Source organism: Micromonospora sp. NPDC005710, assembly GCF_040630995.1.
Classification (GTDB): domain Bacteria; phylum Actinomycetota; class Actinomycetes; order Mycobacteriales; family Micromonosporaceae; genus Micromonospora.
On the sequence record NZ_JBEXYP010000015.1, the window covers coordinates 79,767 to 103,798 of the forward strand.

Sequence of the window (24,032 nt, forward strand, 5' to 3'; positions counted from 1 at the left end):
ACCAGGGAGGCTGTCATGCACGCACGAGGCAAGGTGTACGTCGAGGGTTCGCGGCCGGATGTCAGGGTGCCGTTCGCCGAGGTGGGGCTGACCGGGGATCTGCCGCCGGTGCGGCTCTACGACACGTCCGGTCCCGGTTCGGACCCGTCGGTGGGGTTGCCCGCGTTGCGGGGCCAGTGGATCGCCGAGCGGGGTGACGTGGCGCCGGTGCGGGGCGCGGGCACACCGTTGGCGGGGGTGGACGGTCGCCGGCCCACCCAGCTCGCGTACGCGCGGGCCGGTGTGGTGACGCCGGAGATGGAGTTCGTGGCGATCCGGGAGAACGTCGACCCCGAACTGGTCCGGGCCGAGATCGCCGCCGGTCGGGCGGTGCTGCCGCTCAACGTGAACCACCCGGAGTGCGAGCCGGCGATCATCGGCAAGGCGTTCCTGGTCAAGGTGAACGCCAACATCGGCACCTCGGCGGTCAGCTCGTCGGTCGCCGAGGAGGTGGACAAGCTGACCTGGGCCACCCGCTGGGGCGCGGACACCGTGATGGACCTGTCCACCGGCAAGCGGATCCACGAGACCCGGGAGGCGATCGTCCGGAACTCCCCGGTGCCGATCGGGACGGTGCCGATCTACCAGGCGTTGGAAAAGGTCGGCGGCGACCCGGTGAAGTTGAGCTGGGAGGTGTTCCGGGAAACCGTGATCGAGCAGGCCGAGCAGGGCGTCGACTACATGACTGTGCACGCCGGGGTGCTCCTGCCGTACGTGCCACTGGCCGTGGACCGGGTCACCGGGATCGTGTCCCGTGGCGGATCGATCATGGCGGCGTGGTGCCTGGCGCACCACGAGGAGAACTTCCTCTACACCAACTTCGAGGAGCTGTGCGCGCTGCTCGCACGCTACGACGTGACGTTCTCCCTCGGTGACGGGCTGCGCCCCGGCTCGATCGCCGACGCCAACGACGAGGCGCAGTTCGCCGAGCTGCGCACCCTCGGCGAGCTGACGAAGATCGCCTGGGCGTACGACGTCCAGGTGATGATCGAGGGCCCCGGCCACGTGCCGATGCACAAGATCAAAGAGAACGTGGACCTTCAGCAGGAGTGGTGCCACGAGGCGCCGTTCTACACGCTCGGTCCGCTGACCACCGACATCGCGCCCGCGTACGACCACATCACCTCGGCGATCGGCGCCGCGATGATCGGCATGTTCGGCACCGCGATGCTCTGCTACGTCACGCCGAAGGAACACCTCGGCCTGCCGGACCGGGACGACGTGAAGGCGGGCGTCATCGCATACAAGATCGCGGCACACGCGGCGGACCTGGCCAAGGGGCACCCCGGCGCGCAGACCTGGGACGACGCCCTGTCGAAGGCGCGGTTCGAGTTCCGCTGGGAGGATCAGTTCAACCTCTCGCTGGACCCGGAGACGGCACGCTCATACCACGACGCGACCCTGCCCGCGGAACCCGCGAAGACCGCGCACTTCTGCTCGATGTGCGGCCCGAAGTTCTGCTCCATGAAGATCACCCAAGAGCTCAAGGAGTACGCGGCGCGCGGCATGAAGGACAAGTCGGAGGAGTTCGTCTCCGGCGGCAGCCGGGTCTACCTACCGCTCGCCTGACCCTCCCACAGGGCGTACCTGCCTGCGGTGCTTGTGGTGTCGCGGTGCCTGTGGTGCCGCGGTGCCTGTGGTGCGGCGGTGCCTGCGGTGCCTGCGTGTCGCACGCTGATCGACTCCGGTTCATTGATGTCGGGGTGTCTGGCTGTCTGGGATAGCCCGACATCAAGGAACCCGAGTCGATCAGCGGCGGACGGTCCCGTGCGTCCTCTGCGCTTCGCGGCGAGTCAGCCGTCGTGGGTCACGGGTGGGTCGGCCGTGTCAGGTCGGCGGTGGTGGGTCGGCGGTGGTGGTGGGTCGGTCGCGGCGGGTCGGTCGTGATGGTCACTCGCGGTGGTGTCGACCGGTGGAGCGCAACGACCGGCGGGCGTTCTCCTGCTCGGGTTCGTTGTCCGACACCGGCTTGCTCAGACCGGCCACCCAGTCGACGAATTCCTCGTCCTGGGACGCCAGCGGCTCTGCTTCGTCCGACGTCTTCGTGCTCTCCTCGTCGGCGCGGGACCGGTTGCGGCGGAACAGCCCGCCGAGCCGTCCCCGCCGGGAGGACTGCTCGGTGACCTTCGGAGGTGTCGGCATTGCCGACGTGGCGTCGGCAGGCGCCAGATCGCCGGTGCCGGTGCCGGTGATGGCGGTGCCGCTGTCGCTGTCGCTGTCGGTGTCGGTGTCGCTGTCGATGTTGGTGTCGACCTTGCCGGTGGTGGTGGCGCCGGAGGGTGCGTCCGCCGTGCCCGGGAACGCCGGTGGGGCCGGGCGCACGGTCGGAGCGGTCGTTCCGCTGGCGTCGGCCGGCGCTGGATGTGCCGGCGAGGTGCCCGGTGATCCCGCCGACCCGCCGCGCCGAGAGGTGTCGAACGCGTTCCAGGTGCCGGCCCGGCTCAGGTCCGGTAGCGGCGCCCGATGCCGGGGCCTGGGCGTCGTCCCGGCGGGTTCGTCGGAACCACTCGAACCCTCCGTTGCCGTCACGCCTGGCTCGGCGGCCTGCGGCGGCACTGTCCACGTCGAGGTGACCGGCCAACCCGACGGCGCGGGCGTCCACCGGCCGGCGTCCAGGTCACTGGCGGCAGTGGCCTCGAACAGCCCGGCGGTGGAAAGGCCGTCGGCAGTGGGCCGCGCACTGTCGCTGCCAGGAGACTCGGCGATTGCAGAGTCGCTGGCTGGGGAGGTGGTGTCGGCCGATGCGGCCGGGCCGGCCTTCGGGACGCGCGCGGGCGCCGTGGCCCCTCCCGCCCGGGTGTCGCCGGTCGCGGTGGCCGGTGCTCGCCCCGCCCCGGTCTCAGTCCCGGTCCCGGTGGTCGGGGTGGAGTCGGTCGCCGCGGTCGGGGTCGGGGTGGAGTCGGTCGCCGCGGTCGGGGACTTCGGCTTGGCTGGCATCTGCGTCGCGCCCGTTGCGGCGACCGTCGAGGTGGCCGGCAGACGCTTCGAGCCGGTGACGGGCGTGGCCGATTCGGGCTTCGCGCTATCGGCGGGTTGGGCTGCGGCAGTGCCGGCGGCACCTGTCGAGGTGACCTCGGAGGTCGAGTTCGATCGCCCGCCTTTGCTGCCCTGGCTGGGCACCGGAGTGTCGGTGGCCGCGTCGGAGTTGGCGCCGACAGCGGACCCGCCCGGCCGAGTGCCCTTCGGGGCGCGGCCCGTGGCCTTCTCGCTGGTGACAGTCTCGTCGGTGTTCGACCCCGTGCCGGTTGCCGAATCGACAGGGGACAGGTCGTCGGGGACGGCGGCCTCCGGATTGGCTTTCGACTTACGGGTGCGTCGCGGCTTGATCGTCGGCGGCGTCTCGGGTGTCCCAAGGTCGGGCGCGCTGGTCGCGTCGGTGCCCGTGCCCGTGCCCGTGGTGGTCGCGTCAGGGCCGTTCGGGGCAGGGCCTGTGCCGGCTCGGGTCGGGCCCGTGGCGGCGGTGACCGGGCTCGGAGCGGCCGTGCCGGTCGCCCCCGTGCCTCGGCCCGCGCTGGTGCCGGCCGCGCTGGTGCCGGCCGCGCTGGTGCCGGTCGCGCCGGCGGGGGTGGCGATGGGTGCGGTCGAGCCGGTGGTACCGGGTGTGGTGCTGCTCGCGACGGCGGTGGACGGGCGGGTGGTGCGCCCACCGCTCGACCTGCCCGGAGCCGCGCTGTCGGACGTGCCGGTAGCGGCACTGTCGGTCGTGTCCGTCGGCGTGCTGGTCGTCGGGTCGTCGGTCGCCCGGCCGCCCGTCGTGGGCACGGCGTCGGCGCGTCCGGCCGTGCCGCTGGTCGGGGTGACGTCGCTGACGTCGGTGCTGGCTGAGGGCCTGGTTGGGGCCGCGACATCGTCGCGCTGCGCCGGCGGCGTCTGCCCCGCGGCGGAGAACTCACCGGTCGGCGCGGTCAGCCAGGCCGCCGGCTGAGTCGAAGCGCCCGGAGCCGAAGCGCCCGGAGCCGAAGCGCCCGGAGCCGAAGCGCCTGGAGCCGAAGCGCCCGGAGCCGAAGCGCCCGGAGCCGAAGCGCCTGGAGCCGAAGCGCCCGGAGCCGAAGCGCTGGGAGTCGAACCGTGCTGGCCGCCCGCTGTGGTGTTCGGCCAGTCCCAGTGGGCCGGGACGGTGCGTACACCATCGGGTTTGCCTGTTGCCCACTGACCCGCGACGACGCCGCCGGGTTGTGTGGTGGCCAGCTCGGCGTTCGTGGTCTCCGTGTCGGGGCGTTCGGCGGTGACCTGGTCGCTCGCCGGTACGGCGTCGGGCAGCGCCGGGCCGGTGTTCAGCGGACGCAGGATGGCGGTGGGCTCGATCGCCTGCGGATCGGCGGTACGGGTGCCCGTCGGCCAGCGCAGCAGCGCGGCGGCGGCCGCGCCGAGTGCTCCGGCGAGGATCGCGATCAACGAGCCGTAGTAGGGGGTGGCCTGGTAACGGTCCACCGCGTCGCCGGGACCGGCGGTCAGGTAGGCGAACGCCACCAGCACCGGACCGGCCACTCCGGTGGCCCCGCTGACGAGTGCGGCCTGGCCCCGCCACCGAGCCAGCCCGGCGGTCGCCGCTCCAGCCAACAACGCCACTGTGGGCAGCAGGAGCAGCGCCAGCCGCTGGGCGGCGGCGTCGTCGAGCCAGCTCGGCTCCAGTACGCCGAGGCGGACGGTAGGCAGGGGGCCGGTGGTGCCGATCGACGGCAGGACGGAGATCAGCGCCAGCAGCCAGACGGCGCCGGCCACGACCGCCACGTTCCACCCCAGCTCGGGCCGGAACAGGACGGCGATGGCCGCGCCCGCCCCGATCACCGCCCCGACGATGGCGCAGATGCCGACCGCCCAGACCGGGTCGACGGAGATCAGCTCCGCGGCGCGGGCGGGCTGCATGCAGAGCGGGGCGATGACGGTGGCGCCGAGCGCCGCAGCGCCACCGACAGCCAACTGTCGGCCGGTGCCGGCCGCCGGGGCGTCACGACGGGCGAGGCGTCCGGCCAGGACCGCGCCGGCGACAGCGGCGTTCGCGGCGAACCAGCCCACCCAGACGAGCTGGGCCGGCCACTGGTTGACTGTCGTACCGGTGAATGCGCCGGTCAGGCGGACGATGCCAAAACCGTACGCGACGCCGAGCTGGCCGGCTCCGGCCAGCACGCTCACCCCGAGCGCCGTGAGCAGCAGTCTGCCCCAGGTCCGAAAGGCCATGTCGGGCACGTTACGCACCCGGTACACCCGATAGCCAACGGCGCGCCGCGCGGCACGCCGGTGGCCATCGGCGGTTCTACTTGAGTTCGACCAGCCGGGCCAGGTAAGTCGTATCCCCGACATTGGTGAGCATGTGCACCGCACCCGGGTCCCGGTAGACCACTCCGCCGGTGGGCTCGTCGGCGTCGATCCGGGTGCCGTCGACGGTCTGCACGACGTTCTTCGCGCCCTCGATCGCCACCACCAGGTAGGGGTGGTCGTGCCGGTGCAGCGGTTGCCGCTCGCCCGGCTCGAGCCGGATGTGCCAGACGCGCACCCGGTCGTTCTCGTACACGATCTCCTGACCCACCGGCCCGAGTTCGGTTCCGTCGATCACGTCGGTCATCGTGCTCCGTCCAGTTGGGGCAGCACCTCGGAGGCGATCAGCTCAAGGTGGTCGAGGTCGTCGAAGTCGATCAGACGTAGGTGGACCCGCGTGGTGCCGATCGCGGCGAACTCAGCGATCCGCTGCGCGAGTTGCGCGGGAGAGCCGACCACCGGGTCCTCCGGTGGCAGTGCGCTCTTCTCGTGCAGGGGCGCGGCCCGACGCTGAGCCTCCGCGTCAGTGCGGCCGATGGCGACGACGATCCCGGCGGACAGCACCAGCGGGTCGCGCCCGGACTCGGTCCGTCCGGTGCGGGCGCACGCCTCGCGTACCCGGTCGTACGCCTCGGCGGTGGCCGTCACCGACTTGAACGGCATGTTGAACTCGTCGGCGTACCGGGCGGCCAGTTCGGGTGTGCGCTTGGGCCCGCGCCCGCCCACGATGATCGGCGGGCCGGGCACCTGCACCGGTTTGGGCAGGGCGGGAGCGTCCACCAGCCGGTAGTGGTCGCCGGTGAAGCTGTAGGTTTCGCCGGACGGGGTTCCCCACAACCCGGTGATCACCTCAAGCTGCTCTGCGAGCCGGTCGAAGCGTTCGCCGACGGCGGGGAACGGGATGCCGTACGAGGTGTGCTCGCGCTCGTACCAGCCGGCCCCGATGCCCAGGTCGACACGGCCGCCGCTCATCTGGTCGACCTGCGCGACCATCACCGCGAGGGGGCCGGGCAGGCGGAACGTGGCCGATGTCACGAGGGTGCCGAGCCGGATCCGTTCGGTCTCCCGGGCCAGCGCGGCGAGGGTCAGCCAGGCGTCCGTCGGACCGGGCAGGCCCGGGTCGGCGCCCATCGACTGGTAGTGGTCGGCCCGGAGGAAGCCCTCGTAGCCGCAGGCCTCTACCAGCCGGGCGAACCGGAGCTGGGTGTCGTAGCTGGCGCCACGGTTCGGCTCGGTGAAGACCGACACCCGCATGGTCAGTGTCCTTCCGCACCGGCGGTGGCCGGCTGCTCGCGTTCCATCAGAAGTTCGTGCAGGTCAGCGCTGACCTGGGCGACGTCGGCCAGGTGGGCGTTGCGGCCCAGGGTGCGGGGCCGGGGGATCGTCACGTCGACGACCTTGCGGATCCGGCCGGGGCGAGGGCTCAGCACTACCACCCGGTCGGCGAGCAGCACCGCCTCGTCGATCGAGTGGGTGACGAAGACGATCGTCGGCTTGTTCTCCATGTGCACGCGCTGGAGTTCGCCGGACAGTTCCTCGCGGGTGAGCGCGTCCAGCGCGGAGAACGGCTCGTCCATCAGCATCACGCGGGGCTCACCGATGAGCGACCGGCACAGCGACACCCGCTGCTGCATGCCGCCGGAGAGTTCGTGCGGCAGCCGCTTCTCGAAGCCGGCCAACCCGGCCACGTCGAGCAGCTGCCGGGCCCGCTCCCGATGCTTGCCGCGGCTCCAGCCGAAGATCTCCACGGGCAGCAGGACGTTGTCCAGCACGCTGCGCCACGGCAGGAGCGCCGGCTTCTGGAACAGCATGGCGATGTCCTGGCGGGGGCGGGTGATCGGCGTACCGCCGACGGTGATCTCACCGGCGCTGAGCGGGAGCAGCCCGGCGATCAGCCGCAGCAGGGTGGACTTGCCGCAGCCGGAGCGGCCGAGCACGGCGACGAACTCGCCCTCGGCGACGTCGAGGTTGATGCCGCGCAGTGCCTCCACCCGACCGGATCGGCCCTCGAAGGTACGGGACACCCCGGACAGTCGGATCATCTCCGGCGTACCTCCGCTGAGTCGACGGTCAGGAATCCGACAAAGGCTAGCCGCTCCCTTGACGAATGGCACCGGCTGGGGTCGTCGTCAGGTTGTTTCCGTTCCGCAACCCGATACGCCTGGCGTCGCAACTGTGGGTTTCTCGTACGCTGTGCCCGCGAAGAGTCCCCTCACGACGGCGGCGCCCGGCTTCCACCCCTCCTGCCGGCCCGTCACGACAACCCCCTCCGGTGGCCTGTCGGCCCCGGTCGGAAAGGACATGGTGCACTGATGAGAAGGCTGACCCGTACGGTCGCTACGGCCGCGCTGGCCACCGCCCTCGCCCTTGTCTCCGCCTGCAGCAGCGGGTCGGATTCGGCCGACGATGCCAAGGGCGGCGGCGGCGACAAGCTGCAGAAGGTGACCTACCTCACCTCGTTCGGCAACTTCGGGCGTGACTCCTACGCCTGGGTGGCCAAGGACAAGGGCTTCTTCAAGGAAGCTGGTTTCGACGTCGAGATCAAGGCCGGTCAGGGCACCGGTGGCGTGATCCAGACCGTCGTCGGCGGTCAGGCCGACTTCGGCCCGATCGACCTCACCGGCGGCCTGCTCCAGCTCGGCAACGGCCAGGCGAAGGACTTCACGGCGGTGGCCGCGATCCAGCAGCGCACCATGGCCGGTATCGCCACCGTCGAGGGCAAGAACATCAGCTCCCCGAAGGACCTGGAGGGCAAGAAGCTCGCCGACACCCCCGGGTCCGTGGTCCGCAACCTCTTCCCGACGTACGCCCGGCTCGCCGGCGTGGACGCGAGCAAGGTGACCTGGGTCAACGGTGAGGCGCAGAACCTGATCGGCACGCTGGCCGGCGGGTCGGTGGACGGCATCGGTCAGTTCGTCGTCGGTCAGCCGACGATCGAGGCGGTGGCCAAGAAGAAGGCGGTCATGCTGCCGTACAGCAACGTGATGCAGGACCTCTACGGCAACGTGCTGATCACCTCCTCGAAGACCGCCAAGGAGAAGCCCGAGATGGTGAAGAAGTTCACCGCGGCGCTGCTCAAGGGCCTCGAGTACAGCCTGGCGAACTCCAAGGAGGCCGCCGACATCCTGAAGAAGAACGTCGACGCCACCAACCCGGTCGCCGCCGCCGCGGAGCTGGAGCTGATGGCCGCGTACGTGCGTTCCGGCAACAGCGGCACCGCGATCGGCACCCTGGACAGCGGTCGGGTCGCCAAGAGCATCGCCATCCTGCAGGGCGCCGGTGCGCTGAAGCAGAACATCACCCCCGAGCAGATCATCGACTTCAGCCTCGCGCCGAAGGCCTGATCGTCCGTTCGTCATCAGGGGGTACGTCCCGCCGGTTCCGGTGGGGCGTACCCCCGACGCTTGTCGGCCCGCGGCGGGCCGTGGGATTTCGAGGAGGACAGAGATGACCGACGTCCGTTCAGCGGACCCGGCGGTGGCGGAACCCGCGCCCGCTGGTCCCGGCCCCGAGGCGGGGCGCACGGGTCGAGGTGTCGGTCTCCGGGCCGGGGTCGATGCGGTGCTTCCCGCTGGCGGCATCCTGGTCGCGTTGGCGGCGTGGTGGCTGATCGCCCGACTGGAACTGGTCCACCCCTTCGCCCTGCCGCCGCCCGGCGACGTGTTCAGCGCGTTCGTCGACAAGCCCGCCCAACTGCTGGAGCACACCTGGGACACGACGCTGGAGATCCTGACCGGCTTCGCCCTCTCGGTGGCCGCCGGTGTGCTGATCGGGCTCTCCCTGGCGAGTTCCCGCACCGTGGAGCGGATGTTCACGCCGCTGCTCGTCGCTGTGAACGCGGTGCCGAAGATCACGCTGGGCCCGCTGCTGGTGGTGGCGCTCGGCTGGGGTCAGAAGCCGATCCTGACCATGGTGTTCCTGCTCTGCTTCTTTCCGATCGTGCTCTCCACCGCGACCGGGTTGACCACCACGCCGGCCGACCTGGCCGAACTGGTGCGTTCCTGGAACGCGTCCCGTTGGCAGGCGTTCCGCAAGGTGCGTTTCCCGGCCGCGTTGCCGCAGATCTTCGTCGGGCTCAAGGTGGCCATGCCACTGGCCGCGATCGGTGCGGTGATCGGTGAGTTCCAGGCCGGCGAGAGCGGCCTGGGTTACGTCATCACGCAGTACGCCGGCATCGGCGACGCCGCCACCGCCTGGGCGGCGATCATGCTGGTGGCGCTGGTGAGCATCCTGCTCTACTCGGGGCTCCTGCTGATCGAGCGGATGGCCCTGCCCTGGGTGAGAGAGACCACCAGCAGCCGCTGACAACAGGAGAGATCAACCCGGAGACGCGTAGGGCCGGCCTCCCACTGGGAGGCCGGCCCGCCTCATCGACGCTGCTGGCGCAAAGGGTGTGGCCGACGAAGAGCGCCGGGACCAGACGACAGGAGGCCCGAGCGTCTACCCTGCCAACCGCCAGCGGCCGTTACGGGCGACAAGCGTGGTGAGCGCCTGCGGCATCAGGCCGCTGTGGTTGTCAGGCGTCATCCGGATCGGGCCGGACAGACCATCCATCTGGGACGTCTCCAGCACGTCCCGGATGCCGTTGCGGTCGACCTTGCCGATCTCACCGCCGGCGCGCAGTTCGGCGTCGGCGATCAACTGAACGGCGTCCGCGGCGAACGACGAGGAGCCGTTGTAGCCGCCGAAGCGGGCCGTGTAGTCCTGGAACCACTGCCGCCGCGCCGCCTTGGCCGGCGTGGTCGCGATCACGTCGTCGATCACCATGGTCTGCGTGAAGATCAGGGTGGCCTTCTCGGTCGCCTTGGCCGCAGCGCCGAGGAAGAGGTCCCCGGCCGCACCCGCGTCGAAGTAGATCGACTTACGGAAGCTGGTCTGCTGGGCGCTGGTCGCGGCCAGCGTCGCCTGCTCCGGCGGGGTCCAGAAGACCAGCGCGTCGGGCTTGCCCGATGCGAGCTGCTGGACCTGCTGGCTGACGTCGGTGTCGGTGTTCTTGACCCGCTGCTGCCGGAGCGTGATGTTCGCCTTGTCCAGCTCGTTCTTGAGCGCTGTCGCGCCCTCCTGGCCGTAATCGTCGTCGCTGACCAGCATCCCCACCTTGCGGACGTTGTTGCGGCGCAGTTCGGTGGTCAGTGCGGCAGCGCTGTCCTGGGCATTGGGGCCCAGCTTGAACACGTAGCGCCGTTCGGCGGCCGGTGCGGCGATCGCGCCGGAAGCGGCGAGCGCAATGGTGGGAATCCGCTTCTCGTTGATGGTCCCGACCGCGCCGACCGCGCATTCGTTGCAGCCGCCCATGATGATGGCGCTGACCTTCGAATCGCTGCTGAAGTCGACGATGTTGCGAAGTGACTCGGCCGAGTCGGAACGGTTGTCCTTGACCTTCAGGTCGATCTTCCGGCCGTTCAGTGCTCCGGAGGCGTTCAACTGATCGACCTTGAGTTCGAGGGCGCGCTGGTATGTCCGGCCAACCGTGGCTGCGGCGCCGGAGAGTTCGAGATCGGCGGCGATCACGATCGGACTCGTGTCCTTCTCTGCCTCGCCGAACTGGCAGCCGGTGAGCGTGGTGGCCACTACGGCCGATGCGAGCGCCGCGATGGTCGCGGTGCGGATGGGGCTCAACTCAGTCCTCCAGGTGCGGGCGCGGGCGCTGCCCGGTCACCGCCGCTAATCCGTCCTCAGTGGAGGACGGGATCTCCTCTGCCGTACGGTGTGCGCGAAGCCTGCAAAACCTTGCCAATGGCCGGCGCTGTGGTCAAGCGCGGACCCCGGCAGCATTTTCGGGACGGCCATCCCACATGCTGGGGTAACGCAATGTTTGCAAAAGCTCACTTTGCATACACGCGTGACCACTCTGGAGTTACATGCCCTGTTCAGGGGCTTGCGGAAATGAAGGTATCAGTTGCCCGGATCACGGGATGCGCTCCGTCCGACCGTTTCCTACCTCACTGCGGCTTCCCAAACAGGATCATCTCTGATGAAATCGCGGCCGTGCCGCGCGTGGTCCCCTCCGCTTACGGCATGGCTCGGCGGCTCAGGCGGGGAAGAAACGACGGAGGCGATGTCGTGAGCACCGGACCGACGACCCTGCCCGCGCTCGGCGACAGCAGTCGGCGTGCGCGCCGACGGATGCCGAGGCTGCGTGACGCCCGGATCCGGTCCAAGTTGGCACTGATCCTCGTCGTCCCGGTGGCGGCGGTGATCGCGCTGGCCACGGTCCGTCTGATCTCCGTCGGCGAGGGCGCCTTCGACGCCACTCGGGCCCGGTCGCTGACTGCCCTCTCCATCGACGTCAGCGCCCTCACCCAGGACCTCCAGTCCGAACGGATGGCCGCTGCCGCCTACCTGGCGAATCCGCAGCAGCCGGCCGACGCGTACAACCTGCGGGTCCGCCAGACGCAGCAGCAGGTGGACCGCTACCGCTCCGAGCGAGGCCAGATCGGCGAGGTGCCGGCCGCCCTGCGGGACCGGTTGACAGCCATCGACGACCACCTGGCCACCCTGGACGGCACCCGTCAGGAAGTGCTGGACCGTCGGCAGATGGCCGTCGCCGAGGCGGTGCTCCGCTACGGAGTCATCCTCACCGACCTGGTCTCGTACGGTGACGGCCTGGCCCAGCTGCCCGGCTCGGAGAGCCTGGCGGACAGCCGCCGTGCGGTCTCCGCCTTCGCCCGCGCCAAGGCCTCGGTGGCCGAGGAAGAGGCGGTGGCCTTCACCGCGCTGACCGCCGGTCAGCTCGACCCGGAGCAGTTCTCCTCCTTCGTGGCAACGTTGACAGGCCAGCAGGAGGCCCTGGTCGCCTTCTCTCTGGCGGCCGACCCGGTGCAGCGTGCCCTCGTCGACAGCACCGTCTCCGGTGACGCGGTCGGCCTCGCCGACCGGGTGGCCACCGACATCAGCCGCTCGGTCGGGCAGCGCCCCCTGGTCACCGCGCAGGACGCCACAGCCGCCATCGGCGCCGTGAACGACCTGATGCGCTGGGCCGAGATCCAACTGCAGGACCGGCTGCTCCAGCAGGCCGACCAGGCACGCTCGGACGTCATCCGGCAGGCAGTGGTCGAGTCGATCCTGGTGCTGCTCACCCTGATCATCGCCGTGTCGCTGGCCGTGGTGCTGGCCCGCTCGCTCAACCACTCGCTGCGCCGGCTGCGGGAGGGCGCCCTCTCGGTGGCCAACCACGACCTGCCCGACGCCGTGCAGCGGCTGCAGAACATGGGCAGCGTCGGTGACGGCGGGGTGGAAGAGATCGTCCGACAGGTCCGCGACCCCATCCAGCTCAACACCCGCGACGAGGTCGGTCAGGTGGCGTTGGCCTTCAACGTCGTCCACCGGGAGGCGGTGCGGGTCGCCGCCGAGCAGGCGGCACTGCGTACCAGCGTCTCGGCGATGTTCCTCAACCTGGCCCGCCGCAGTCAGACCCTGGTCGACCGGATGATCGGCGAGCTGGACGCGATCGAGCGCGGCGAGGAGGACCCGAAGCGGCTCGCGCAGCTCTTCGAACTGGACCACCTGGCCACCCGAATGCGCCGCAACGACGAGAACCTGCTGGTCCTGGCCGGTGCCGACTCCGCCGTACCGCGTCGTGAGGACGCGTTGGTGGTGGATGTCCTGCGCGCCGCCCAGTCCGAGGTGGAGCTGTACAACCGCATCGAGTTCGGGACCGTCGACACCGACATCTCGGTGGCCGCGCACGCGGTGAACGACGTGGTACGTCTCGTCGCCGAACTTCTCGACAACGCCACCCGGTTCTCGCCGCCGAACACCACTGTCGTCGCCGACGGTCGGCGGATCCGCGACTACGTCCTGATCCAGATCGAGGACCGTGGTCTCGGCCTCACCGACGAGCAGCTCGACTCGCTCAACCGTCGGCTGGCCGCGCCGCCGAGCGTCGACGTCGCCGCGTTCCGGCTGATGGGTCTGGCCGTGGTCTCTCGGCTGGCCTCCCGCTACGGCATCCGGGTGGAGCTGCGCCGCAACGTCGAGGGTGGCACCGTCGCCCAGGTGACGCTGCCCGCCGCCACCGTGGTGCTTCCCAGCAACCGGGGTCGCGAGCAGGTGCTCACCCGGCCGCGTCAGCCGATGGCGGTGGAGCAGAACCCGCTCACGCCGGTCGGTCACGCCGAGCAGTTCGCCGGTGCGGCCACGGCGGCGGCGACGCTGCCCGACCAGTGGCGGACCAGCACGCCGGCACCCGCCCAGTGGCAGTCGCCGCTGGACTCGCGGGACACCACCCCGGCCGTTCAGGCGGGTGGTTACACCGGGCCGCGCTCGACCATGCCACCCGCGGCCGCCGCACCCGCGCCGGCACCCGCCGCTCCGCTCCCGCCGGCCCGGCCGGCCTACGGCAGCGGCCTGGGTGCCTCACTGGGCAGCCCGACAGTGGCCTACCCGACAGTCGACCCGCTGCCTCGGCGCGGTTCGATGGCGGACGTTGCGGACGGGAGCGGTGTTCACGGCGGCCTTCCGGTCGGACCGGTCGCCGGGCCCGGCGTGGTCGCACCGCCGGCCGCACCGTCGGTGCCGGCCGCACCGGTGAGCACCCGGCCCGACTTCCCGGCCGAGGCTCCGATCTTCCGGGAGATGGAGGCGGTCTGGTTCCGGTCGCACGGCGACGACGCCACCGCGATCTTCACCCGACCCAACTTCGACGAGCCACCCGCGCCCGCCACCACGGCGGCCGACGCCGGCCTGCGCACCGGCAACGGCGCCCAGCCGAGCGCCGCGCCCGTGCCGGCCGCGTCACCGGCCCGACCGAAGCTGCCGACCCGTACCCCGGGCAGCTCCGGCACCGACGGCACTGCCGCCCCCGGCGCCGACGGTCTCGGAGCCACGATGGACGGATTCGGAACACGGCCGTCGGCACCACCGTCGTACAACCCGCCCCCGGCTGCCGCCCGGCCGGCTCCGGCCGCGCCGGCCGCGCCGGCCCCAGACCCGGAGGCCTGGCGTACGGCTGCCGACGAGGGCTGGTCCCGGGCCAGCCGGGCTGCCGAGCCGGCTCCCGCCGGGACCACCCGCTCCGGGTTGCCCAAGCGGGTGCCGCAGGCGCAGCTCGTGCCCGGTGGCATCGAACCGAAGAGCGGCCGGGACCGCAGCCGGCGGACCCCGGACGAAGTACGTGGCCTGCTGTCGGCCTACCACCGTGGTGTGCAGCGCGGTCGGACGGCCGGAACGGACCTGAACAGCACCTCGACCAAGGAGAGCCGATGAACAGGCCAGCTGCCATGCAGGACATGGGTTGGCTGCTCACCAACTTCGCCGACAGCGTGGCGGGTATCGCCCACGTGGTGGCGGTGTCCGCCGACGGGCTGCTGCTCGCGTCCTCCCGGGATCTGCCGGGGGACCGGGCGGACCAGCTCGCCGCGATCACCTCCGGGGTGGTGAGCCTGACCGAGGGCGCGGCCCGGATGTTCAGCGCGGGCGGGGTGTTGCAGACAGTCATCGAGATGGACAGCGGGTATCTCTTCCTGATGTCGATCAGCGACGGCTCCTCGATGGCTGTGCTGGCCGCGCGGAGCTGCGACGTGGGCCAGGTGGGCTACGAGATGGCGCTGCTGGTGGAGCGGGTGGGTGCCGCGCTGGTGCCGCTGCCCCGTGACGCGGTGCGTTCTTAGCACCGGAAGGCGGCGCTCGATCCGAGCGCCGGACCAGGGACGAGAGGCGGCGCAGTCCGGCTCGGCACGGGACGAGGAGGTGATCGGGGATGGACCAACGACGCGCTGACCCGCGCGGCGCACTGGTGCGTCCGTACGCGGTCACCCGCGGTCGTACCGAGCCTCGGCAGGACATCGCCCTCGAGGCAGTCCTGACCGCCTCTCTCACCCAGGTCGCCGAGTCCCGCTTCGCCGGGCATGACAAGCACCGCATCGCCACGGTCTGTGAGGGCCGAGCACAGTCGCTGGCGGAGATCGCCGCGTATACCCGGATGCCGCTGGGCGTCGCCCGGGTGTTGGTCGCCGACATGGTGGCCGAGAGCCTGCTGACGTTACACACTGCTGCTCCCGCCGAGGGGTTCGAGGAGCGGATGGAACTGCTTGGAAGGGTGCTAAGTGGACTTCGCAGGCTATGACCCCGCAGGGGGGCGGCCAGGCCGGGGAATCGTCTCCGCGAAGATCGTCGTCGCGGGCGGCTTCGGCGTTGGCAAGACGACACTGGTCGGGGCGATCTCCGAGATCACACCGCTGACCACCGAGGCGTTGATGACCGCGGCGGGCGTCGGCATCGACGATCCGTCGAAGGTGCCGGGCAAGGAGACCACAACGGTCGCCATGGACTTCGGCCGGATCACCATGGCCCAGGACCTGATCCTGTACCTCTTCGGTACGCCGGGTCAGACCCGGTTCTGGTTCATGTGGGACGAGATCATCCGGGGGGCGGTGGGTGCCGCCGTGCTGGTGGACACCCGCCGGATCACCGACGCGTTCGCCCCGCTGGACTACTTCGAGAACCGCAACCTGCCGTACGTGGTGGCGCTCAACAAGTTCGACGGCGCACCGCAGTACGAGGCGGAGGAGGTCCGCGAGGCGCTGGCCATCTCACCGCAGGTGCCGCTGGTGATGACCGACGCCCGGCAGCGGGACTCGGTCAAGCAGGTGCTGGTGACTGTGGTCGAGCACGCCATGCTCCGCCTCCAGTCCGAGCACGGGCGGGGTTTTCCGACGCCGGTCGGCTGAACAGTCGCGTCACGGCCGGCGCGCGACGGCCGGCCGTGACGCGTTCAGTCGAGCCCGGGGCCGCGTGACGCGTTCAGTCGACCCGGAGCCGGTAGCCGCGCTTCACCACCGTCTGCACCACGCGGGGCGCGCGCAGGCCGGCCCGTAGCCGGGCCACAGCCATCTCCACGGCGTGCTCGTCCGCGCCCCGGGGCAGTGTCCGCAGCAACGCCGTACGGGACAGCACCCGGCCCGGTGACTGGGCCAGCGCCCGCAGCACCGCCATCGGCGCGGGCGCGAGTGGCCGCAGCTCGCCGTCGATCACCGCGGCGTGCCCGCGCAACGTGAGCAGGTGCCCCCCGGCCTTGAACGTCATGGTCCGGCGGGGCAACTCGTCGACGATCGTCCGTACCAGCGCGCCCAACCGGGCCCGGCCGGGTGCGCTCACCGGCACCCCGCGCCGCAGCAGCGGCTCGGCGGTCACCGCGCCGACGCAGCTGGCCAGCACGTCACCGCGCAACGCGGCCAGCACCGCGTCGGTGCGGTCACCGGCGGCCCGCAACAACGCCTCGGCCGCCGGCGCCGAGGTGAACGTCACCGCGTCCACCAGTCGACCGGCGATCAGGTCGATCAACCGGTGCAGCGGTGCCGGGTCGGTGGGCGGCGCCCAGCGGTAGACGGGCACCTCGATGACGGTGGCGCCCGCCGCCTCCAGCGCGAGAGTGCACTCGGGCTGCCGCTCGCCGTGTAACTGCATGGCGATCACCTGCCCGGCCACGCCACGCCGACGCAGGTGGTCGACCACCTCGTCGCAGCTCTCCGACGCGGGCGACCACTGGTCGTGCAGCCCGGCCGCCCGGATCGCGCCGCGTGCCTTCGGGCCGCGCGCCACCACGTACGAGCTGGCCAGCACGGAACGCAGCGGCTCGGCCAGCCCCCAGCCCTCGGCCGCCTCCAACCAGCCGCGCATGCCGATGCCGGTGTTGGCCATCAGGATGTCCGGCGGCTGGTTGAGGCAGGCGCGGGTCGCCTCGCGCAGCTCGGTGTCGTCGGACAGCGGCACGATCCGCAGCGCCGGGGCGAGCACCACCCGGGCACCGCGACGTTCGAGCAGCGCGGCCAACTCGTCGCGCCGCCGGTCGGCGGTCACCCCGATGGTGAAGCCCGCCAGTTCTTCGCGCATCAACCCTCCTGTCGCAGCCGCACCTCGACCAGCCCGTCGCGGCAACGTGCCTCGTGGCGGGCCACGGCCACCCCGGGCAGGTCGAGACAGTGCCCGCTGCGCAGGTCGTACACCTGCTTGTGCAGCGGTGAGGCGACCGTCGGCACTCCGCCGCGGCTGCCGACGATGCCCCGGGACAGCACGTACGCCCCGGAGACCGGATCGCGGTTGTCGATGGCGAACAGCTCGTCGGCCGTCCGGAAGAGGGCGATCTGCATCCCGTCGACAAGGGCGGCCACGCCCCGGTCCGGTTCCAACCGGTGCAGGGCGCAGACGACCGTCCAGTCGAGTGTGCTGGTCTGGTTCATCGCCGTACCTCCGGAAGGCCGAGCGTGACGGGTTGCGGGCGGTGACCGCCGGGCGGACCGTCAGCGCGCACGGGCACTGGCTGGCCGCGCTCCCGGGTGAAGGTGATCGACGGGTCGGGCACGTCGGGGGCGTTGACGAACGAGGTGTAGCGGCGCAGCCGCTCCGGGTCGTCCAGGACGTCCCGCCACTCGTCGGAGTACGACGACACGTGCCGGGACATCGCCGCGTCGAGGTCCGCGCAGAGCCCGAGCGAGTCGTCCACGATCACCGAGCGCAGGTGGTCGAGGCCGCCGTCCATCGCCTCGATCCAGCCGGCGGTGCGTTGCAGCCGGTCGGCGGTACGGATGTAGTACATCAAGAATCTATCGATTGTTTGAAACAGCGCTTCGGTCGACAGATCAGTGGCGAACAGGTCGGCGTGTCGGGGTCGGAAGCCACCGTTGCCGCCGACGTAGAGATTCCAGCCGGTCTCGGTGGCGATGATGCCGAAGTCCTTGCTGCGGGCCTCCGCGCATTCCCTGGCGCAACCGGAGACCGCCGACTTGAGCTTGTGCGGCGCGCGTAGCCCGCGATAGCGCAGCTCCAGGGCGACGGCCAGCCCCACCGAGTCCTGTACCCCGTACCGGCACCAGGTTTCGCCCACGCACGACTTCACAGTGCGCAGCGCCTTGCCGTACGCGTGACCGGACTCGAAGCCGGCGTCGACGAGCCGCCGCCAGATCTGCGGTAGCTGCTCCACCCGCGCCCCGAACAGGTCGATCCGCTGCCCACCGGTGATCTTCGTGTAGAGCTGGAAGTCCCTGGCGACCTCGCCGATCACAATCAGCTTCTCCGGGGTGATCTCGCCGCCGGGGATCCGGGGCACCACCGAGTAGCTGCCGTCGCGTTGCAGGTTGGCCAGAAAATGGTCGTTGGTGTCCTGCAACGACGCCTGTTCGCCGTCGAGCACGTGCCCGCTGCCCAGCGAGGCGAGAATCGACGCCACCACCGGCTTGCAGATGTCGCAGCCGCGGCCTCGACCGTGCTCGGCGACCAGCCGGGAGAAGGTGCGGATGCCGCGCACCCGGATGACCTCGAACAGCTCCCTCCGGCTGACGTCGAAGTGCTCGCAGAGAGCGCTGGACTGCGCCACCCCGGCCGCGTCGAGGAGCTGCTTCAGCATCGGCACACACGAGCCGCAGCTGGTGCCCGCCCGGGTGCACGCCTTCAACGCCGGCACGTCCGCGCACCCGTCGGCGATGGCGGCGTCCACGTCGCCCCTGGTCACCGCGTTGCAGGAGCAGACCTGCGCGGTGGCGGGCAACGCCCCGGCGTCCGCGCCGCCACCGTCGGGGGCGAGCAGCGCCAGCGGCGCGGCCGGCAGCGGGCCGCCCACACTGGCGCGCAGCGTCGGGTACGCGCTGGCGTCGCCGACGAGCACCCCGCCGAGCAGGGTGTGCGCATCGTCGGAGAGGACGAGCTTCGCGTAGACCCGGGTGGCCGGGTCGGTGAACGTGACGTCCAGGCAGCCCTCGGTGGTGCCGTGGGCGTCACCGAACGAGGCCACGTCGACGCCGAGCAGCTTGAGTTTGGTGGCGGTGTCCGCGCCCGGGAAGGTCGCCGCGCCGCCGACCAGCCGATCGGCCACCACCTCGGCCGTCGCGTACCCGGGTGCGACCAGACCGTGGCAGGTGCCGTCGACAGCGGCGCACTCGCCGACGGCCCAGATCCGTTCGTCGGCGGTACGGCAGGTCGCGTCGACGAGAACCCCGCCGCGCGGACCCAACGGCAGACCGGCGTCCCGGGCCAACCGGTCCCGGGGTCGGATGCCGGCGGCCACCACCACCAGATCGGCGTCGAGGGCGGTGCCGTCGGAGAGTTCCACTGCCGCGACGCCGCCGTCCGGGCCGGAACGGATCGCGGTGGTCGCCACCCCGAGATGCGTCCGTACGCCCAGATCGTCGACGTAGCGGCGCAGCAGCGCACCGCCGGCCTGGTCCACCTGCACCGGCATCAACCGGGGCGCGAACTCGACCACGTCGGTGCTCAGGCCCAGCAGCCGCAGGGCGTTGGCGGCCTCCAGACCGAGCAGCCCACCACCGATCACCGCCCCGGCCCGCCGGCCCCGCGCGTACTCCCTGATCGCCGCCAGGTCGTCGAGGGTCCGGTAGACGAAGACCCCGGGCAGTTCCGTGCCGGCCACCGGCGGCACGAACGCGTACGACCCGGTGGCCAGCACCAGTGCGTCGTAGCGGTATTCGCCGACGGCGGTGGTCACCACCCGTCGGTCCCGGTCGACGGCGGTCGCCGGCTCGCCGAGTCGCAGCCGCACCCCGTCGTCCGGCGTGTGCAGGTTGAGGTCGCTCTCACTCACCCCGTCGAAGTACGCCGAGAGCCGCACCCTGTCGTACGCCGGGCGGCCCTCCTCGGCCAGCACCGTCACCCGCCAGCCTCCGTGGGGGTCACGGGCGCGCAGCGCGTCCACGAAACGCTGCCCGACCATGCCGTTGCCGATGACGATCAGGTCGCCGCCGTTCATCGCGCCACCTCCACCGATTCCGCCTGGCTCAGCCAGTCGACGATGCCGCTCACCGCGTCCCGGCATCCGCCGCAGCCGGTGCCGGCCCGGGTCGCGGCCACCACCGCATCGACAGTCCGGGCGCCGGAGCGCCAGCTTCTGACCAGCGCGCCCTTGCTCACCGTGTTGCACTGACAGACCGTTGCCGCGTCCGGCATCAGCGCCGGTGAGGCGGCCGGGGTCGCTCCGGCCGCGCCGAGTGCCCGGCCGAGCAGCAGCGCCCGCCGGTCGGTCGGGACCGGGTGACCACGGTCGAAGAGTTGGATCACCGTGCCGACCGCCGGGTTGTCGCCGAGCAGGATCGCGCCGATCAGCCGCTCGTCCCGGATCCGCAGCCGTGCGTACGTGCCCCGGGTCGGGTCGGCGAAGGTCAGCTCCTCGCCCGGCCCGCCACCGGCCGCGTCGCCCATCGAGGCCAGATCGATGCCGGCGGCCTTCAGCCGGGTCACCACCGGCCGGGGCCGGTACCGGGCCAGGGGGTCCGTCCCGGTCAGCACGTCGGCGAGCACCTGGGCCTGGGCCCAGGCGGGTGCGACCAGCCCGGTGAGCACACCGTCGTGTTCGGCGCAGTCGCCGATCGCCGAGATGCACCTGTCGGTGGTGCGGAGCCTGTCGTCCACCACCACGCCGCGTCGCACCGCCAGCCCGGCGGCCTGCGCGAGGGCGGTGTCCGGGCGTACGCCGCAGGACAGCACCAGCAGGTCGGCGTGCAGCGATCGGCCGTCGGCCAGGTCGAGGCGGACACCGTCGGCGTCCGCGGTCACGGCTGTCGCCGACACCCCCAGTTCGACTGTGACGCCGAGACCGCCGAGCGTGCCCGCGAGGACCGCGCCGGCCGCCGGGTCCAGTTGCCGTTCCATCAGGTGTGCCCGCGGGTGCACGACTGTGGTGGCCAGCCCTCTGGTGGCCAGCCCTCGGGCGGCCTCCAGCCCGAGCAGCCCGCCGCCGAGCACCAGCGCGGTGCGGGCGCCGTCTGCGGCGGCGAGGATCCGCCGGCAGTCGTCGAGGGTCCGGAAGGGAACCACCCGCTCCGGAAGGTTCGCCGGGTCGAGGCCGGGCAGCGCCGGCACCACCGCCCGGGCGCCGGTGGCCAGCACCAGGTGGTCGTACCCGATGCGTTCGCCGTCCCCGGTGCGGACCTCCCGGGCGGGCCTGTCCACCGCGATCACCGGGACGCCGCTGCGCCTGTCGACGCCGTGACCGGCGGCTTCGGTCAGCTCCACGTCCGGCTCGTCGATCCGGCCGGCCAGCAGTGTGGAGAGCAGGATCCGGTTGTACGCGCGGTGCGGCTCCGCCCCGAGCACTGTGACCTTCCGGTCTCCCTCCCGGGCGTGCAGCTCACCGGCGAGGCGCGCGCCCGCCATCCCGTTGCCGACGATCACCACCCGGCCGGTCATGCCTTCTCCACCCGTACCGCGCAGATCTTGAACTCGGGCATCCCGGAGATCGGGTCCACCGCGTCGTTCGTCACCGAGTTGGCGCGTCCCGCCCCCGCGTAGTGGAACGGGGCGAACACGGTGTCGGGTCGGATGCCGGTGCTGAGCCGGGCCGGTGCGCGGAACTCGCCCCGGCGTGAGGTGACCCGGACCGGGTCGCCGTCGTCGATGCCCAGCCGGGCGGCCAGGTCGGGGTGCAGTTCGACGAACGCCTCCGGTGCGGCGCGCCGCAGCGCGGCCACGCGTCGGGTCTGGGTGCCCGACTGGTACTGGGCCAGCACCCGGCCGGTGGTGAAGTGCAGCGGGTAGGTGGCGCAGACCTGCTCGGCGGCCGGTCGGTGGTCGACGTTGTGAAAGCGGGCCCGGCCGTCGGGGGTGGCGAACGTCTCGGCGAAGAGTCGGGGTGTGTCCGGCCCGTCCTCGGTCGGGCAGGGCCAGTAGACCCCGTCGTCGGCGTCGATCCGCTCCCAGCTGATGCCGGCGTAGTCGGCGGCCCCACCGGCGGAGGCGCGACGCAGCTCGGCGAAGACGACAGAGGGGTCGGCCGGGAACCGGGCCGCAGCGACGGTGGCCGCGGCCTCGTCGGGGGCCAGCCGCGCCGCCAGGTCGGCGATGATGGCGAGGTCGGTCCGGACCCCCGGCGGGGGCGGCCGCAGCGCACGCCGACGCAGCACCCGACCTTCGAGGTTGGTCATGGTGCCGTCCTCCTCGGCCCACTGAGCGGTGGGCAGCACCACGTCCGCCAACGCGGCCGTCTCGGACAGCAGGAGGTCGGCGACGACGAGCAGGTCGAGGTCGCGCAGTCGGCCCTCGATCCGGGCCGCCCGGGGTGCCGAGACCACCGGGTTCGACCCGAACACCAGCAACGCGCGAGGGCCGTTCGGAGTGCCGAGCGAGTCGAGCAGTTGGTAGGCGGGCACCCCCGGGCCGGGCAGCTCGTCGGCGGGCACGCCCCAGACCCCGGCCACGTGCTCCCGGGCGGCCGGGTCGTCGATCCGCCGGTAGCCGGGGAGCTGGTCGGCCTTCTGCCCGTGCTCCCGACCGCCCTGGCCGTTGCCCTGGCCGGTGATGCAGCCGTACCCGGAGCCGTCGCGGCCGGGCAGACCGAGGGCGAGAGCGAGATTGACGTACGCGGTGACGGTGTCCACCCCTTTGGCGTGCTGCTCGGCGCCACGGGCGGTCAGGATGATCACGCGACCGCCGGTGCCGAGCGCGCGGGCGGTCGCCTCCAGGTCGGCCACCGGCACCCCGGAGAGTTGTTCGGCGCGGGCCGGCCACCAGGCGGCGACGCCACGGCGGACCGCGTCGAAGCCGGTGGTGCGGTCGGCCACGTAGGCCCGGTCGACCCAGCCCTCGGTGAGGGCGATGTGCAGCAGCGCGTTTGCCACCGCGAGGTCGGTGCCGGGCAGCGGTTGCAGGTGCAGGTCCGCCTGTCGGGCGGTGGCGGTGACCCGGGGGTCGATGACGATCAGCTTTCCGCCGTTGCGGCGCTGCTCGGTGAGCCAGCGCACCAGCGGCGGCATGGTCTCGGCCGGGTTCGCCCCGACCAGCAGCAGGGTGTCGGCCCGGCCCAGGTCGGCGAGGGGGAACGGCAGCCCCCGGTCGATGCCGAAGGCGCGCATCCCGGCGGCCGCCGCCGAGGACATGCAGAACCGCCCGTTGTAGTCGATGTGTCGGGTGCGCAGCCCGATCCGGGCGAACTTCCCCAACGCGTACGCCTTCTCGTTGGTCAGCCCCCCGCCACCGAAGACGGCGACGGCGTCCCGGCCGGCGTCGTCCTGCACGGCGCGGATGCCGGCGACCACCCGGTCGAGCGCGACGTCCCAACTTGCCGGGTGCAGCGCGCCGGTGACCGAGTCGCGCACCAGTGGGGTGGTCAGTCGCTCCGGGTGGTCGAGCAGTTCGGCGGCAGTCCAACCCTTCTGGCAGAGCCCGCCCCGATTGGTGGGGAACTGACGCGGGTGGACCGTCACGCCGGCGTCGTCCGCCCGCAGGGTCATCCCACACTGCAGGGCGCAGTACGGGCAGTGCGTCGCCACCTCCCGGGGCGTTCGCCCCGGTGGAGTTGCCGACCGTGCACCGTCTGTCATGTCGGGAAAGCGTGCCGCCGGGCGGTTTCCGGTCCGGGTCCCTTCTGTTTCGGTCCTGTCAAGTGGGCCTCACACCGCACAGGGGCAGCGAGCGCGTTGGCGGGTGTGAGTCGGAGCCTGTGGAGCTGAATCGTTTGCGACATCGGCGATTGATTCGTTTGCGACATCAGCTCCATAGCGGCAGCGCACCTCACCTCGCGGGGCGGTCAGCGCACGTCGTGGCGGTGTGGTCGGCGGGTCACTGACAGCCAGCCGAGGAACCGGGCGTGCAGCGCCCGCGGATCAGGGTGAAGGCCCACTGAGTACAGGTCGTGAATTGCGTCCTGCATGTTCGCCGCCAGGTAGAACGCCAGGGCGATCGAATGACCGTAGAACTCGGTCGCGAGGTGAAGCTGAGCCGGCGCACACGGCCAGGGCGCCGCACAGTTACGGCAGAGCCACGCCGGGCGCATCGGCTGGTGCGGGCGCCGGGGT

At 71.7% G+C, this 24,032-nt stretch carries 17 protein-coding genes; 7 read left to right on the plus strand and 10 right to left on the minus strand.

What is annotated here, in order from left to right:
* The first annotated feature begins 15 nt into the window (after positions 1–15).
* On the plus strand, positions 16–1,608 hold the full coding sequence (gene thiC / locus ABZ406_RS20910) for a phosphomethylpyrimidine synthase ThiC (RefSeq protein WP_357763997.1): 1,593 nt from the start codon (positions 16–18) through the stop codon (positions 1,606–1,608).
* A gap of 321 nt (positions 1,609–1,929) precedes the next feature.
* Here thiC and ABZ406_RS20915 read toward each other — a convergent pair whose 3' ends face one another.
* From ABZ406_RS20915 to ABZ406_RS20930, 4 genes are all read right to left on the minus strand, one after another.
* The gene (locus tag ABZ406_RS20915; protein ID WP_357763999.1) at positions 1,930–5,217 is read right to left on the minus strand and encodes a hypothetical protein; all 3,288 of its coding nucleotides are present in this window, start codon (positions 5,215–5,217) and stop codon (positions 1,930–1,932) included.
* A gap of 76 nt (positions 5,218–5,293) precedes the next feature.
* Positions 5,294–5,602: a cupin gene (locus ABZ406_RS20920; RefSeq protein WP_030329959.1), complete on the minus strand. Its 309-nt coding sequence runs from the start codon at positions 5,600–5,602 to the stop codon at positions 5,294–5,296.
* Positions 5,599–6,549, minus strand: coding sequence for an LLM class F420-dependent oxidoreductase (locus tag ABZ406_RS20925; protein WP_357764002.1), 951 nt, complete (start codon positions 6,547–6,549; stop codon positions 5,599–5,601). The genes ABZ406_RS20920 and ABZ406_RS20925 overlap by 4 nt, the downstream gene beginning before the upstream one ends.
* 2 nt (positions 6,550–6,551) lie before the next feature.
* A complete protein-coding gene (locus tag ABZ406_RS20930) occupies positions 6,552–7,337 on the minus strand; it encodes an ABC transporter ATP-binding protein (protein WP_357764005.1) in 786 nt (261 codons plus the stop codon).
* A 270-nt stretch (positions 7,338–7,607) separates the two neighbouring features.
* Between ABZ406_RS20930 and ABZ406_RS20935 the strand changes: the two genes are divergently transcribed.
* On the plus strand, positions 7,608–8,639 hold the full coding sequence (locus ABZ406_RS20935; RefSeq protein WP_357764008.1) for an ABC transporter substrate-binding protein: 1,032 nt from the start codon (positions 7,608–7,610) through the stop codon (positions 8,637–8,639).
* Between the two features lie 103 nt (positions 8,640–8,742).
* Positions 8,743–9,600, plus strand: a complete 858-nt coding sequence (locus tag ABZ406_RS20940) for an ABC transporter permease (RefSeq protein WP_357764011.1) — start codon at positions 8,743–8,745, stop codon at positions 9,598–9,600.
* A 135-nt stretch (positions 9,601–9,735) separates the two neighbouring features.
* On the opposite strand, the gene ABZ406_RS20945 is transcribed toward ABZ406_RS20940, so the two are convergent.
* Positions 9,736–10,914: an ABC transporter substrate-binding protein gene (locus ABZ406_RS20945; RefSeq protein ID WP_357764014.1), complete on the minus strand. Its 1,179-nt coding sequence runs from the start codon at positions 10,912–10,914 to the stop codon at positions 9,736–9,738.
* Positions 10,915–11,358: 444 nt separating this feature from the next.
* Between ABZ406_RS20945 and ABZ406_RS20950 the strand changes: the two genes are divergently transcribed.
* From ABZ406_RS20950 to ABZ406_RS20965, 4 genes are all read left to right on the plus strand, one after another.
* Entirely contained in the window at positions 11,359–14,502 is a 3,144-nt protein-coding gene (locus ABZ406_RS20950; RefSeq protein WP_357764017.1) for a sensor histidine kinase, read from the plus strand.
* The gene (locus tag ABZ406_RS20955) at positions 14,499–14,906 is read left to right on the plus strand and encodes a roadblock/LC7 domain-containing protein (RefSeq protein WP_007465177.1); all 408 of its coding nucleotides are present in this window, start codon (positions 14,499–14,501) and stop codon (positions 14,904–14,906) included. The genes ABZ406_RS20950 and ABZ406_RS20955 overlap by 4 nt, the downstream gene beginning before the upstream one ends.
* Positions 14,907–14,995: 89 nt before the next feature.
* Positions 14,996–15,361: a DUF742 domain-containing protein gene (locus ABZ406_RS20960; protein WP_124778091.1), complete on the plus strand. Its 366-nt coding sequence runs from the start codon at positions 14,996–14,998 to the stop codon at positions 15,359–15,361.
* Positions 15,342–15,965, plus strand: coding sequence for an ATP/GTP-binding protein (locus tag ABZ406_RS20965; protein WP_030329978.1), 624 nt, complete (start codon positions 15,342–15,344; stop codon positions 15,963–15,965). The genes ABZ406_RS20960 and ABZ406_RS20965 overlap by 20 nt, the downstream gene beginning before the upstream one ends.
* A 73-nt stretch (positions 15,966–16,038) precedes the next feature.
* On the opposite strand, the gene ABZ406_RS20970 is transcribed toward ABZ406_RS20965, so the two are convergent.
* From ABZ406_RS20970 to ABZ406_RS20990, 5 genes are read right to left on the minus strand one after another with little or no spacing between them, the layout of a single operon-like run.
* On the minus strand, positions 16,039–17,127 hold the full coding sequence (locus ABZ406_RS20970; protein WP_357764020.1) for a uroporphyrinogen-III synthase: 1,089 nt from the start codon (positions 17,125–17,127) through the stop codon (positions 16,039–16,041).
* Positions 17,127–17,474, minus strand: coding sequence for a nitrite reductase small subunit NirD (nirD, locus tag ABZ406_RS20975; RefSeq protein ID WP_357764022.1), 348 nt, complete (start codon positions 17,472–17,474; stop codon positions 17,127–17,129). Before nirD ends, ABZ406_RS20970 begins: the two co-directional genes overlap by 1 nt.
* Positions 17,471–19,993 (minus strand): nitrite reductase large subunit NirB, encoded by a 2,523-nt coding sequence (gene nirB, locus ABZ406_RS20980; protein ID WP_357764025.1) that lies wholly within the window; start codon positions 19,991–19,993, stop codon positions 17,471–17,473. The genes nirD and nirB overlap by 4 nt, the downstream gene beginning before the upstream one ends.
* A complete protein-coding gene (locus ABZ406_RS20985; protein WP_357764028.1) occupies positions 19,990–21,429 on the minus strand; it encodes an FAD-dependent oxidoreductase in 1,440 nt (479 codons plus the stop codon). Before ABZ406_RS20985 ends, nirB begins: the two co-directional genes overlap by 4 nt.
* Positions 21,426–23,558: a molybdopterin oxidoreductase family protein gene (locus ABZ406_RS20990; protein WP_357764031.1), complete on the minus strand. Its 2,133-nt coding sequence runs from the start codon at positions 23,556–23,558 to the stop codon at positions 21,426–21,428. The genes ABZ406_RS20985 and ABZ406_RS20990 overlap by 4 nt, the downstream gene beginning before the upstream one ends.
* Positions 23,559–24,032: the final 474 nt, after the last annotated feature.

Bases quoted from the DNA above. Each gene is read 5' to 3' on its own strand.
- thiC (WP_357763997.1), top strand. From the start codon at position 16: ATGCACGCACGAGGCAAGGTGTACGTCGAGGGTTCGCGGCCGGATGTC.
- ABZ406_RS20985 (WP_357764028.1), bottom strand. From the start codon at position 21,429: ATGACCGGCCGGGTGGTGATCGTCGGCAACGGGATGGCGGGCGCGCGC.
- ABZ406_RS20930 (WP_357764005.1), bottom strand. From the start codon at position 7,337: ATGATCCGACTGTCCGGGGTGTCCCGTACCTTCGAGGGCCGATCCGGT.
- ABZ406_RS20940 (WP_357764011.1), top strand. From the start codon at position 8,743: ATGACCGACGTCCGTTCAGCGGACCCGGCGGTGGCGGAACCCGCGCCC.
- ABZ406_RS20925 (WP_357764002.1), bottom strand. From the start codon at position 6,549: ATGCGGGTGTCGGTCTTCACCGAGCCGAACCGTGGCGCCAGCTACGAC.
- nirB (WP_357764025.1), bottom strand. From the start codon at position 19,993: ATGAACGGCGGCGACCTGATCGTCATCGGCAACGGCATGGTCGGGCAG.
- nirD (WP_357764022.1), bottom strand. From the start codon at position 17,474: ATGAACCAGACCAGCACACTCGACTGGACGGTCGTCTGCGCCCTGCAC.
- ABZ406_RS20990 (WP_357764031.1), bottom strand. From the start codon at position 23,558: ATGACAGACGGTGCACGGTCGGCAACTCCACCGGGGCGAACGCCCCGG.
- ABZ406_RS20955 (WP_007465177.1), top strand. From the start codon at position 14,499: ATGAACAGGCCAGCTGCCATGCAGGACATGGGTTGGCTGCTCACCAAC.
- ABZ406_RS20915 (WP_357763999.1), bottom strand. From the start codon at position 5,217: ATGGCCTTTCGGACCTGGGGCAGACTGCTGCTCACGGCGCTCGGGGTG.
- ABZ406_RS20920 (WP_030329959.1), bottom strand. From the start codon at position 5,602: ATGACCGACGTGATCGACGGAACCGAACTCGGGCCGGTGGGTCAGGAG.
- ABZ406_RS20935 (WP_357764008.1), top strand. From the start codon at position 7,608: ATGAGAAGGCTGACCCGTACGGTCGCTACGGCCGCGCTGGCCACCGCC.
- ABZ406_RS20960 (WP_124778091.1), top strand. From the start codon at position 14,996: ATGGACCAACGACGCGCTGACCCGCGCGGCGCACTGGTGCGTCCGTAC.
- ABZ406_RS20970 (WP_357764020.1), bottom strand. From the start codon at position 17,127: ATGCGCGAAGAACTGGCGGGCTTCACCATCGGGGTGACCGCCGACCGG.